At 49.0% G+C, this 12,968-nt stretch carries 9 protein-coding genes; 4 read left to right on the forward strand and 5 right to left on the reverse strand.

Annotated elements, in window-relative coordinates:
* Positions 1 to 31: 31 nt before the first annotated feature.
* The 5 genes from ACV3PA_RS10415 to ACV3PA_RS10435 form a co-directional block, all read right to left on the reverse strand.
* On the reverse strand, positions 32 to 709 hold the full coding sequence (locus tag ACV3PA_RS10415; RefSeq protein WP_456124623.1) for a 50S ribosomal protein L25/general stress protein Ctc: 678 nt from the start codon (positions 707 to 709) through the stop codon (positions 32 to 34).
* A 290-nt stretch (positions 710 to 999) separates the two neighbouring features.
* The gene (locus ACV3PA_RS10420) at positions 1,000 to 2,550 is read right to left on the reverse strand and encodes a GNAT family N-acetyltransferase (RefSeq protein ID WP_456124624.1); all 1,551 of its coding nucleotides are present in this window, start codon (positions 2,548 to 2,550) and stop codon (positions 1,000 to 1,002) included.
* Positions 2,551 to 2,563: 13 nt separating this feature from the next.
* Positions 2,564 to 3,094: a glycerol-3-phosphate acyltransferase gene (locus ACV3PA_RS10425; protein WP_456124625.1), complete on the reverse strand. Its 531-nt coding sequence runs from the start codon at positions 3,092 to 3,094 to the stop codon at positions 2,564 to 2,566.
* The gene (locus tag ACV3PA_RS10430) at positions 3,091 to 5,700 is read right to left on the reverse strand and encodes a DEAD/DEAH box helicase (RefSeq protein ID WP_456124626.1); all 2,610 of its coding nucleotides are present in this window, start codon (positions 5,698 to 5,700) and stop codon (positions 3,091 to 3,093) included. The genes ACV3PA_RS10425 and ACV3PA_RS10430 overlap by 4 nt, the downstream gene beginning before the upstream one ends.
* Before the next feature lie 30 nt (positions 5,701 to 5,730).
* Positions 5,731 to 6,771, reverse strand: a complete 1,041-nt coding sequence (locus ACV3PA_RS10435) for a tyrosine-type recombinase/integrase (protein ID WP_456124627.1) — start codon at positions 6,769 to 6,771, stop codon at positions 5,731 to 5,733.
* Positions 6,772 to 7,201: 430 nt separating this feature from the next.
* On the opposite strand from ACV3PA_RS10435, the gene ACV3PA_RS10440 reads away from it, so the two are divergent.
* The 4 genes from ACV3PA_RS10440 to ACV3PA_RS10455 all read left to right on the forward strand — a co-directional run bounded on the left by ACV3PA_RS10440 (position 7,202) and on the right by ACV3PA_RS10455 (position 12,919).
* The gene (locus ACV3PA_RS10440; protein WP_238236129.1) at positions 7,202 to 7,603 is read left to right on the forward strand and encodes a CoA-binding protein; all 402 of its coding nucleotides are present in this window, start codon (positions 7,202 to 7,204) and stop codon (positions 7,601 to 7,603) included.
* A 178-nt stretch (positions 7,604 to 7,781) separates the two neighbouring features.
* Positions 7,782 to 9,752 (forward strand): DNA topoisomerase IV subunit B, encoded by a 1,971-nt coding sequence (parE, locus tag ACV3PA_RS10445; protein ID WP_456124628.1) that lies wholly within the window; start codon positions 7,782 to 7,784, stop codon positions 9,750 to 9,752.
* Positions 9,745 to 12,150: a DNA topoisomerase IV subunit A gene (gene parC / locus ACV3PA_RS10450; protein WP_456124629.1), complete on the forward strand. Its 2,406-nt coding sequence runs from the start codon at positions 9,745 to 9,747 to the stop codon at positions 12,148 to 12,150. Before parE ends, parC begins: the two co-directional genes overlap by 8 nt.
* A 298-nt stretch (positions 12,151 to 12,448) precedes the next feature.
* The gene (locus ACV3PA_RS10455; protein WP_235504877.1) at positions 12,449 to 12,919 is read left to right on the forward strand and encodes an NUDIX domain-containing protein; all 471 of its coding nucleotides are present in this window, start codon (positions 12,449 to 12,451) and stop codon (positions 12,917 to 12,919) included.
* The last annotated feature ends 49 nt before the right edge of the window (positions 12,920 to 12,968 follow it).

The raw sequence follows: 12,968 nt of genomic DNA on the forward strand, positions 1-12,968 counted from the left end.
ATACGCCACGAGAGGCGTATCGTTGAAGAACTTATTTGTTGTCTTCGTTGTCTTCTTTTGTTTCTTCTGAAGACTCTTCTGGTGCTTCCGCTTCGTTGTCTGCGCCAGCTTCAGCTTGTGCCTCAGCTTCTGCTTCTTCGATTTCTTCAAGCTCTTGCTCAAGTGTCGACTCAACGACTGCTGCGACTTGAATGTCGCCTTCAGTGACGATACGGAAATCTTTTTGCTCTGGAAGATCGGCTACAGAGATCGAATCTCCGATTTCGAGGTTCGTGACGTCAACTTCGACGTTCTCTGGTAATTTATCTGGTGTAGCTGCAACTGTTACTTTAAAGAGTGTTTGTGAGAGGAATCCGCCAACTTTTGCACCGGCTGCTTCTCCAACGAGTACAACGTCTGCTTCCACTTCTGTTTCTTCATCCATTTTCACAGCGATGAATTCAACGTGATCGACGGTTGGTGTGAAGACATCCATGTCACGACGGTTAATCAAGACGTTGATGTTTTTACCGTCGAGTTTAAGTGAAATCAAGACGTTCTCACCGTTTTCTCGGACGATTTTAAGCAATTCTTTTTCTTCAAATGCGATTGGTGTACTTTCCACTTTGTAACCATACACGACACCAAGAGCTTTTCCTTCATGACGTAATTGTTTACGGAGTGAGCGTGGACGTACCTCGCGTTTTTCGGCTGTTAATTTAACTGACATGTTCATTTCCCCCTTGAATTTGGTATAGCCCTCAAAAGGTAATGAATGCTGGAGCAGGACAAGTCCTGAACAATTTAAGTATGCTAAGACAATCGGTTTCAGACTCTCTTGAATCTGACGCTTTCGTGACTTTGCATTTCTCTCCCAGGTCATTACGCTGATATTGAGAAACATGTGTGAGTAAGTCACCGGTTTGATGCGGTGCTAGTGAGTTTATACCCCTAAGTTTTAAAACCTTAAACATCTTTTTTTATTTTTTTAAAGTCGAAAGACCTCAAAACCCCTTGAAATCAAGGGTTGAGAGGTCTTTCGTTTTTTTCGTTTTTTATGGTGATTCGTTGATTTTCACGGACTAAAACACGAACGAGACGTTCAATTTGCCGCATCGTCGTCTGTCCCATCGTCGAAATTTGGAGCCACTGATTGCGAACAAGATAGTCGCTTTCGTATTGGACATGATAACCCTGAATCCGGAGAGTATCGCCTACATCAGTTGCTGACGGATGGACGATCGTTAGGATGCCTGGTGCTTGTGCTTCTTGTTGCGCGAGCAGTTGGAAGCCAGTTGCGCGGACGGCTTGTTCAAGATAGGTCATCTTGATTGCGGCTTGATCGAGATCGAGAGCATCCAGTGCTGCCTGACAAGCGAGCAACAGATTCGAGGACCCAGAAAAAGCAATCCCATCCGCATAGAGACCGAGATCCAGATAACGTGGAATAGAGGGAGAAGGTAAGACGCTATCTACGTGCCCGATGAACGCAAGACCTGGTAATCCCCCAATCGCTTTTCCAGAGACGGTCGTGACGAAAGTGCAGCCAGCGTATGAAAAACGCCCAGTCCCAACGGCGCTGATCGCATCGACGACGAGTTCAGTTCGTTGAGGTAACAACTCTTTTACTGCATCAAGGTCATAGAGGACACCCGTCGACGTCTCGCAATGCGTTAACCAGACCCAGTCATACGTCGTCTCATTCAATTGATGTGCAAGTTGTTCCACGTTGATTGGATGACCAAGCGGAAGTAGATGGATGTCAAATGACTTTCCGGCACGTGACGCGTGATCGATCAAGCGTTGACCAAACTCACCTCCGTTTAGGATTAACCCATGCCCGCTGAGTTGTTGCGCCACGATATCGTTCGCAAGGGTACCGCTACCGACAGCCATCGAGACATGCGGAAGATCCAGCAAGTGACACATACGACCTCGTAAGTCTCGATCAAGTTGTCGCATCGATGCTGTTCGGTGTGGGCGTGGTGCTTGTTGCGCCGCCTGGCGAACTGTCGGCGCGACTTCGACTGGTCCCGCTAGAAAATGCAAAGGACGTAAGACGTCCGCGATGACGGAGCGTTCGTATGTCGCGCGCGACAACAACATCGGTACGAATTGAGCTTCACCACTGCCGAGCGTCGGTGCAAATGGTATGAAACCGAACCGTGCATATAGTTTCGCTTCTCGTGTCGTCCCACTGATATAGACGTAGTCAATCGTTTCCCGCTCTAAGAAAACCATCAAAAAACGCATCAGTTGCATGAATGTACGGCTATTGCGGTATTCTGGTCGAACGCTGAGTAAGCGGATCTCTGCTGGGGCTGTCAGTGTCTCATCTAACGTCACGCCTTTTTCTTCAAGCGAAAAGGGACGATTCGTTCGAATGGCGATCATGGCAACGAGTCGATCGTCTTCCTTACCAATTAAGTAAGTGTTCTGATCATGGAAACGATCAATTCGCTTTCGTTCGATGTTCGGTTGATGCTGCGGAATCTCTTCCGTGAAGGTGAGGTAGTTCAATTCATGGATTGCTTCCGCGTCGTCCGCAGTTGCAATAGAAAAGTCGATCATCGAGACGTCCTCCTTATGTAATGACTGGCTTGTGAAGTGCATCATGAGCCCATAGGACAAGTAGACTCACAGCGACTGTACACAAGATATTGATTGGTCCCGCATTAAAGGAGACTGGTAGTAATGGGAATAGAATAACCGGAATCAGCCCCGCTTTGACGCTATCTTTCGTTACGAGATAAGAAAGTCCGAGTATGCCTAATCCACCTAGGTATGCCCATGGTGTAATGGAAAAGACGATTCCCGAAAAAACAGCGTACCCTTTGCCACCGCTTCGCGGATGAAACAGCGGAAACAAGTGACCGATGAGCACGGCAAGAGCGACGGGGTAAAACGCGTCGGTTAGATGCAAGGCAAGGACTGTCTTCGCAGCATCAAACAAGTAGACGAATAAAAAGGCCGGAATCCCACCGGCGCGATGGGCGTTACGGGCTCCGATGTTTCCCGAGCCGACTTGTGCCAAATCAGTGCGGCTGATGTACTTCCAAAGTGTCCCGCCAAGGATGCTGCCGATGAGATAACCAAGTAGGAGATCAAGGATCACCGTTGTTCCTCCTTTGTCGTTACGAGATGAACGAGTTCCTTAACGGTCAAAGCATCACTGTCCGGTGCCGTTAAGACAGCATCAATCATTTGTGCTTTTCGATCTTGTAATTCTGTCATTTTCTCTTCGATCGTACCGCGAGTCAGCAATTTGATGACCGTCACGTCAGACTGTTGTCCGAGACGATGAGCACGGTCAGCTGCCTGTTGTTCGACGGCCGGATTCCACCAACTATCAAAGAGAATGACGGTATCAGCGGACGCGAGATTGAGTCCCGTTCCACCAGCTTTAAGGGAAATCAAGAAGAGATCGACTTCACCATCATTGAACCGATCGCATAATGCAACCCGATCTTCAAGCGGTGTCTCACCCGTCAAGAGGAAGTGGGGAAGGTGACGTTGTGCGAGATCCGAGCGAATACGTTCAAGCATCTGCGTATACTGCGAAAATATTAAAATCCGCTTCCCGGCCGCTCGTTTTTCAGCAATCAACGACAGCAGTCGCGTTCGTTTTGTCGCTTCCCCCGTATACCCCTCGACAAATAATCCCGGATCGTTACAAATTTGTCGTAACCGCGTTAAGCCAGCCAGTAACTTCAAGCGATCTTCGCGTTTCGTCTCGTCTAAATGCTGTAACGTCTCGAGTTGCAGTTTGGCGAGATACGACGCATATAACCGTTTTTGATTCGGTCCGAGCTCAACATAATGATGCTCGATCTGTTTCTTCGGTAAGTCCTGTAAGACATCTTGTTTCTCACGTCGCAATAAGAACGGTTGGATGAACTGTTGCATGTCATCAAACGACCACTTCTCAAACGTCGCTAAATCCGGGAGTAACTCCGGGAATAAGACATGAAAGATCGACCAGATATCACGCGGACGATTCTCGAGCGGCGTTCCCGTTAAGGCAAACCGACGTTTTGCTTGTAGATGTCGCAGTTGACTGACCGTTTGTGCCTGCGGGTTCTTTAAGTGCTGGGCTTCGTCAAAAAAGACGACGTCATACATAGGATGGCGGCGGACGTCGCTTCGAAGCGTTGTATAGGAGACGATCGTCACCGTATCTTCAGGTAAGTGCTCCAGTTCGCGGAGTCGGACGGCTTGAGAGCCTGTCACGACATGAACCGGTCGATCGGGTAAAAAGCGCTTCAGTTCTGCCTCCCAGTTGCGCAGTAGTGACGCTGGTGCGACGACGAGTGCACGACACTCAGGGATCGTTGCTATATAACCAATCGCTTGAATCGTCTTCCCGAGCCCCATCTCATCGGCTAAAATCCCGTGACACCCTGTTGCCTCTAAATTCTTCAGAAATTGAACGCCCGTCCGTTGATACGGATAGAGTCGTGATTCTAACGAATTCGGCAATTTGAGCCGGATTCCTTGTCCCGATTTTAATTCGAGCCATTTCTCGAGCAAATCGGCATGCAGATGCAGGACAGAGGCGCCGATCAGATGCTTCATGTTCCGGACGGCAGGTAAGACGATTCGCCCGTCACGTAAGTCTCGTTCACTTGCTTCCATCTGGGCGAGGACCCGTTGCAACTGCCGGAAGGCACGTGTCTCAAGGGAAACGAACTGTCCGGATTTCAAGCGGTGATAGCGTTTTTGTAAGACGAGCGACTTCAGGACACGTTTCAACTCATTTTCTGGAATCCCGTCCATCGAAAAGTTGAAGACGAGCCAGTCGAGTCGGTCCGTCACGTCGACGTCGATCCGCGGATGAAATGGTCCTTTCGGTAATGTCGTCCGAATCGCTTGCGTCGCGAATAACTCTAAGTGACCGAGTGCAACCCGCTCGTCGAGCAGACTCCGTAGAAAGGAATACTGCGCGGCGTCACTCATGATGATGTAGCGTGAGTCCTGAGCCGTCGCTTGAAATTCTCGTAAGAAGCGTAAGACACTCTGCTCCGTTACTTGATCCCGTCCCGCGTAGATTGTCTCGTCTAAAGGGTTGAGTTGAATGCCACCGTAATCGAATATCACGCGGACTTCGACTTCCTGAGCCGTTCGGTCGAGGTGGAGCTTAACGGTCGGTGTTCCGGAAACGATCCGTTCTTGTAAATCCGGGCTAAACGAGACATCCGCTACCCGTTGCAAATACTGCGTCTGTCCCAGTAACCGATCGAAGTAGGGTAGGGACAGCTGATGCTGCTGATTGTCTGCCAAGCGCTTGAGCGTGACGACGGGTCCGGTCAGTTCAAAATGGATTGCCACCCGACGGTCGGGTGTGAGACTGCGCAAATAATTGCGTGCACCGGCGTCATCGACTTGAATTGCCGTGAAGGGACGGATTTGCGGCGATAGCGGGGTCGGTGTCCCGTGTGCCTGTACATGATGCATTGCCAGTAAAACGGCGACAATATGTCCGCAAAACGATGTATCCATTGCAAGCGACGGACAGTTGCAACCAGCGTCGACACCGTGTGCTTTAACGCGGACCGTCACTGTGAATCGTTCCTCACCGTCGACGCTTGCCTCGATCAGTTCGTCGCCCATCCGGTAATTGTGCAACGTAACCTTTCGAGCAGCGACATATTTCTTACCACGTCGAAAGGCATAGGCATCAGACATTTGTTTAATTTTGCGTTCACTAAGTCCGTAATTCACGATAGCCCTCCTTTAGTTGACATAATAAAATTATCGTTCACCATCAAATAGATCGACAGCGCGTTTTTTCTCAGAATCACCGATATGGGCATAGACTTGTGTCGTCGCGACGGATTCATGACCCAGCAATTGCTGAATCGTCAGTACATCGACACCGCCGGTCGCAAGCCGCGTCGCAAACGTATGCCGCAACTTATGTGGTGTAATTTTTTTGCGTTCTAAAAAGGGGAGAACTGGTTTTAGGCGTTCGGTATGCCGTTGCAGAATGTGTTGGACGGCTCGCGGACTGAGTGGTTTTCCATGTTTTTGAAAGACGGGTACGGCGCCACTCGTTGGCATCTGATAATGAATCGCGTATTTGCGCAAGGCGATCCGCGCTGGTTTCGCGAGTGGAATTAAGCGTTCTTTATTGCCTTTTCCGATGACGCGGAGCGTATTTTCATGGAAATCGACATCGTTCCAGACGAGTTGTGTCATCTCACTCAAACGCATTCCACTATAACCAAGTAACTGGAATAAAGTCACGTCGCGGACACGATCGCGTTCATAATGCGATGCTTCACGCGCGTTCATCTCGACGTTTGATGGTAATAATTGAATCAATTCGTCCCATTCACGTTTCGTTAGGTAAACCGGTTCCCGCTTCGCTTGTTTCGGTCGATTGACTTTAGCGACTGGATTTTCCGACAATAAACCTGTATCAACCAAATACCGGAATAACGATTGTAGTGCTGATAATTTCCGATTGATGACGCTTGGTGCATTTTGTTTTGTTAAGGCGAGGTATTCGGCGTACGCTTCGATCCCTGCTGCGTCAATCTCAACGAATGCTTCAAGTGGAATATCTCGCGCGGTTACCTCTTCACCAGACGCTGCCGCAACGAATTGAAAGAATGCTTCGTAGTCATAGACGTACCGACGCATCGTTGCTAACGAGAAATGTTTGGCTGCCAATTGATCCAAATAGGACTGAATGAAGCGTGGCATCCGCTCATAACCAGGAATCGCTGGTGCTGTAGCCGAAACAGTCGTTTTATGTATCGTTTTTCCTAGATTTTTAAATAAACTCATCCGACAATCACCCCTTTAGTAGTAGTATATCAAACGTTGGTACAACAGACACTTGTTTGCGTGAAATAGTTATTTCACGCAATGTTAAATTGTCAGACAGGGAGCTCTCAGTTGCATCGACAAGGTGCCAGACGGGTCATTGGTCAACTCGATGCACGTGAGATTTTATAGAGAATTTAAGTGTTTTTAACCTAATAAAATGCGTATAACAACAATAATAATATTATGTAAACTAATTCATCAAAAAATAATGAATATTCAATTTCGCTCTCAGTTGCATCGAGAACTTGTTCGACGGGCCATCGGTCGACTCATTTGATTTCAAGACGATTTCTGAAAAACGTCGAAAACGTGCTCGATTTCGCATACTTCATCTTGGTTCGGGTATAGACTGTTAGGCAAGAGTTATTTTCATAAGGGGGAGTTCTAGATGATTACCGATCAACAAGCACGCCAATATTTGAAGGATGCAAAACGAATTGCCGTTGTTGGTGTCTCGAGTGATTCCGGAAAGACAGCAAACTGGATCGCTGACTACTTAGTCCAGCATGGATACGAAGTCATTCCGGTCAATCCGACGTTAAACGAATGGAACGGTCAAAAGGTCTATCCAACCGTCGCAAGTATTCCAGGACACATCGATATCGTTGATGTCTTCCGTCGCTCAGAGTTTTTAGCGGATGTTGCAAAAGATGCTGTCGCTCATGGTGATGTCGGAATGATTTGGAATCAACTCGGACTATCGAGTGTCGAAGCAGAGAGTCTTGCACTCGGTGCTGGCATTCCATATATTGAGAATCGTTGTATCAAGATTGAGCATCAATATCTGTGAGTTATCGCACGATTGTGGGCATCTTCACCTGTTCGTGAAGGTGTCTTTTTTCATGCGCTTTACAGGTTATGCTTGTCAGGAAGCAAGAAGATGCCTACAATTAGAGACAGACTACTCGAAATAACGAACGAACGTTTGTAAAAACGACGTCGTAATTTTGAATTTTGAGGTGAAATGAATGGCGACAGACTTAAATAACTACAATGATGATGCCATACAGGTGCTCGAAGGACTCGAAGCAGTCCGGAAGCGCCCAGGTATGTATATCGGTTCAACCGATCACCGCGGACTTCACCATCTCGTCTACGAGATCGTCGATAACGCGATCGATGAGGCGCTTGCAGGATTCGGGGAACAAATTGATGTAACGATTCATAAAGATAATGCGATTACGGTGCGTGACCATGGACGCGGAATGCCGACGGGGATGCATGCGTCTGGTAAACCAACAGCAGAAGTCATCTTCACTGTGTTACATGCCGGTGGTAAGTTCGGTCAAGGCGGTTACAAGACGTCCGGTGGTTTGCACGGCGTTGGGGCGTCAGTTGTTAACGCCTTATCAACGGACTTGAAAGTAACGATCTTCCGTGATGGGAAACAATATGATCAAACGTTCGAAAACGGCGGGATGCCGAAGACGACATTGCTTGAAACGGGTACGACGCGTCAAAAAGGAACGAGCGTTTATTTCAAACCAGACGGCTCGATCTTCAGTACGTTGACGTATAACTACGATACGCTCGCAGAACGCTTGCGTGAATCCGCCTTCTTGCTAAAAGGTCTGAAGATCACGTTGACGGACGAACGGTCCGATAAACAGGATATCTTCCAGTATCAAGATGGTGTCAGTGAATTCGTTCAGTACTTGAATGATGATAAAGATACGCTTCATCCGACAGTCGCATTCGAAGGAACAGAAAATGAGATCGAAGTCGATATCGCCTTCCAGTTCACGGATGCCTACTCGGAAAACGTTCTTTCATTCGTCAATAACGTCCGGACACGCGACGGTGGCACGCACGAAGTTGGTGCGAAAACCGCGATGACCCGGGTTATGAATGAATATGCCCGGAAGAACACGCTCTTGAAAGAAAAGGATAAGAACCTTGACGGAAACGACATCCGTGAAGGGTTGACGATGATCGTCTCGATCCGGATTCCGGAAGAATTCCTCCAGTTCGAAGGACAAACAAAGTCGAAACTCGGTTCACCGGAAGCACGGACGAGCTGTGATGCTGTTATTAGCCGTCGTCTCTCGACGTACTTGGAAGAGAACCCGCAAACGGCGACGCTCTTGATCAAAAAAGCGATTCGCGCCGCGCAAGCTCGTGAAGCAGCGCGCAAAGCGCGCGAAGAAGCACGCAACGGGAAAAAGAAGAAACGTTCAAGTATCTTGAACGGAAAACTGACACCTGCGGCTTCGAAAAACGCGGACAAAAACGAATTGTTCCTCGTCGAGGGTGACTCTGCTGGTGGTTCTGCGAAACAAGGACGGAACCGGACGTTCCAAGCGATCCTTCCACTGCGTGGCAAGGTCTTGAACACAGAGAAAGCGAAACTGGCCGATATCATGAAGAATGAAGAAATCAACACAATCATTCATGCGATTGGCGGCGGTGTCGGCGCTGATTTCGACTTATCGGATTGTAATTTCGATAAAGTCATCATCATGACCGATGCCGATACGGATGGCGCGCATATTCAAGTCTTATTGCTGACATTCTTCTTCCGCTACATGCGCCCATTGATTGACGCTGGGAAAGTCTTCGTTGCTTTACCACCGCTCTATCGTGTCTCAAAAGGAAAAGGCAAATCAGAGAAGTTTGAATACGTCTGGGACGAAGAAACCCTCAAGAAAACGACGAAGAAGTTCGGTAAAGGCTATATGATTCAGCGTTACAAAGGACTCGGTGAGATGAATGCACCGCAGCTCTGGGAAACAACGATGGATCCCGAGACACGGACATTGATTCGGGTCACGATTGACGATGCTGCGGTTGCTGAAAAACGCGTATCTGTCCTAATGGGCGATAACGTCGGACACCGCCGGACGTGGATCGAAGACAATGTCGCCTTCGGTCTTGCAGAAGACCTCTCGATCATCGAGAACGAGCACGTGACGAAAGAGAGTGTGAACGAACATGTCTAATCTACAAAACATCCTGAACCTGTCGCTCGAGCAAGTCGTCGGCGACCGGTTTGGTCGTTATTCGAAATATATCATTCAAGATCGTGCCTTACCGGATGCCCGGGATGGTCTGAAACCGGTCCAACGCCGTATCTTGTATGCGATGCATACGGAAGGCAACCTGTTTGACCGCGCTTACCGGAAATCAGCCAAAACGGTCGGTGTCGTCATCGGTAACTACCACCCACACGGTGACTCGTCGGTCTATGAAGCGATGGTTCGTCTGAGCCAGGAGTGGAAGTTGCGTTATCCGTTGATTGATATGCAAGGAAACAACGGGTCGATCGACGGCGATAGTGCGGCAGCGATGCGATATACGGAAGCCCGCCTGTCGAAAGTCTCCAGTCTGATTCTCGACGGGATCAACAAACAGACCGTCGATTACACGCTCAACTTCGATGATACGACAGAAGAACCACTTGTCTTACCGTCACTATTGCCGAACTTGCTGATGAACGGTTCGACAGGAATCTCAGCTGGTTACGCAACCGAGATTCCACCGCACCACGCGGGAGAAGTCCTCGATGCTGCGATCGGTCGGATCTCTGGTACGGTCCAGAACGTTGATGATCTATTGACGCATATGCAAGGGCCTGATTTCCCGACCGGTGGTGTCGTCCAAGGTCTTGATGGCATCAAGAAAGCCTTTGAAACAGGACGTGGTAAGGTCATCATCCGTTCGCGCTCAACGATCGAGACACTGCGTGGCGGTCGTCAACAAATCGTCATCACCGAACTGCCGTATGAGGTCAACAAAGCGAACCTTGTCAAACGGATGGAAGAACTCCGTCTCGATAAAAAGGTCGAAGGGGTTGCCGAAGTTCGTGACGAGACCGATCGCGACGGGTTACGTGTCGTCATCGAGTTGAAGAAGGAAGCAGACGCAGAAGGTGTCTTGCACTTCTACCTGAAACAAACGGATCTACAAATTGCCTATAACTACAATATGGTCGCAATCCACGAGCGGACACCGCGGCAAATGGGCGTCTTGACGCTGCTCGATGCTTACCTTGCACACGTTAAGGAAGTCGTCATTCGCCGGACAGCGTTTGATCTCGAACAAGCAAAACGCCGTCAGGAAGTCGTCTCTGCCTTAATGACAGCGATCTCTGTCCTCGATGAGACACTTGCCTTGATCCGTTCTGCGTCAAACAAAGCGGATGCGAAGGACAAGCTGATTGCGCGGTTCAACTTCACGGACCGTCAAGCGGAAGCTGTCGTCATGCTCCAACTGTACCGGTTAACGAATACCGATATCGTCGAGTTGCAGGAAGAAGCGGCGAAACTCGAGAAGGAAATTGCTCGTCTCGAGAAGATCCTCAACGATGAAAAGACCCGTAATCGTCTCATCATCAAGGAATTGACGGTCTTGAAGGAACAGGTCGCAGACAAACGTCGTTCGACGATCGAAGCGGAAGTCGAAGAACTGAAGCTGAAGACGGAAGTCATGATCGCTGTCGAGGAAACGATGGTCTTCTTATCGAAAAACGGCTATGTCAAACGCTCGTCACTCCGTTCATTCGGTGCCTCGAACGACTTGCCGGACTTGAAGGAACAGGACCGCCCGTTACTCCAAGGACAAGCGATGACAACCGATCACTTGATCGTCTGGACCGTTCGCGGCAACTACTTGCTGATTCCGGTTCACCAATTGCCGGATACGAAATGGAAAGATGGCGGTCAACACGTCGCGAACCTCGTGCCACTCGAACCGGGTGATCGGGTTCTGTCAGCGGATCTCGTCCGTTCGTTCGATGAAGCACAGCATTGCTTGTTCGTCACCCGTCAAGGGATGGTTAAACGCTCGAAACTGAGTGACTACAATGCCCAGCGGAAGTCAAAACCGCTCCAAGGCGTCCGTCTGAAGGCAGACGACGAAGTCTTGTATGCGCAGGTCTCGACGGGTCAAACCGACTTGTTCCTCGCGACACAGAACGGCTTCGGTCTCTGGTTCACGGAAGATGACGTCCCAGTCGTTGGTGTCCGGGCTGCCGGTGTCAAAGCGATCAACCTGAAGGATCAGGATGTTGTCGCGGGTGCAATTGGCTTTAAGGAAGCACCACAGATCGTTCTCTTGACGCAACGGGGTGCTTTGAAGAAGATGCGCCTCGCGGATCAGTTCCAAGTCTCAAGCCGTGCGCTCCGTGGCTTACAGTTGCTCCGTGATTTGAAATCAAAACCACACCAAGTCGCTGCATTGATTGACGTCACGCAAGCGAAAGAATTGGTTCTCAGCGGGAAAGAGCAGGAGAAAGCGATCCAAATCGGCTCGTTATCGTTCCTCGACCGCCTGTCGAACGGTTCATTCGCCTATGACGAAGATAAATTCGGTCCATTGCTCGATTGGTATACACGATAAAATACAGCTCCTCCGATTAACGGGGGAGCTTTTTTGCATCTAGCGGGGCAGGAGAGGGGGATTTTGAGACGAATGCTCGGAATTTTGAGATTTATCACGAGAAATATCGTTTACAAATTGAAACACCGACCAATAACGGCTACAATAGAAGAAATAGTCAGGTCACGATTCGTCACAATCAAGCGTCGGGTCACGCGTCTCCGCAGCTTTGCTTATAGCGTCAATCGATCAAGCAGCTACGGGACCGTCCCTTTAGCTGCTTGTTGTGCAATCTGCCGACCTTGGAGAGGTGATGAAGATGAAATTCAGACGTCGCGAAAAAGTAGCAATCTATATCACTCGGGAAAAACCTAACGGATGGGAACTACTTGTTTTTCATCCACAATCGGCTCCTGAGAGTGATTGGCAGATCCCCGCAGGTACGATCGAAGATGCAGAAATCGCAAAAGAAGCGGCTGTTCGTGAGACGCTTGAAGAAAGTGGTCTTTCGTTAGCATCCGTCCAGTATGTCGGCGAAGAAGAGATGCGGTACCCAGAGCGAATGCGGGTCCATTACACGTATTTCTACCATGCACACATCGAATGCCAAGAGAATCGCTGGACACATTGTGTTGCTGGTGACGGTCAGGATTGCGGTGATTTCTTTGATTTCGCGTGGTTGCCGCTCGAACGGATAACGCAACTCGAACGCCGCCATCATATTTTCTTAGATCGTTTGATTCATCGATTGGAACGGACACGTCCGTATGATTGTCGAAAACACGGTTAATCCCGTGTTTTTTTGTTTTGTCTCACTATCTTAAGTTTACCTTGAATAT

The organism is Exiguobacterium sp. EA-TM-5, assembly GCF_053878415.1.

Bases quoted from the DNA above. Each gene is read 5' to 3' on its own strand.
- ACV3PA_RS10415 (WP_456124623.1), bottom strand. From the start codon at position 709: ATGTCAGTTAAATTAACAGCCGAAAAACGCGAGGTACGTCCACGCTCA.
- parE (WP_456124628.1), top strand. From the start codon at position 7,782: ATGGCGACAGACTTAAATAACTACAATGATGATGCCATACAGGTGCTC.
- ACV3PA_RS10455 (WP_235504877.1), top strand. From the start codon at position 12,449: ATGAAATTCAGACGTCGCGAAAAAGTAGCAATCTATATCACTCGGGAA.
- ACV3PA_RS10420 (WP_456124624.1), bottom strand. From the start codon at position 2,550: ATGATCGACTTTTCTATTGCAACTGCGGACGACGCGGAAGCAATCCAT.
- parC (WP_456124629.1), top strand. From the start codon at position 9,745: ATGTCTAATCTACAAAACATCCTGAACCTGTCGCTCGAGCAAGTCGTC.
- ACV3PA_RS10435 (WP_456124627.1), bottom strand. From the start codon at position 6,771: ATGAGTTTATTTAAAAATCTAGGAAAAACGATACATAAAACGACTGTT.
- ACV3PA_RS10440 (WP_238236129.1), top strand. From the start codon at position 7,202: ATGATTACCGATCAACAAGCACGCCAATATTTGAAGGATGCAAAACGA.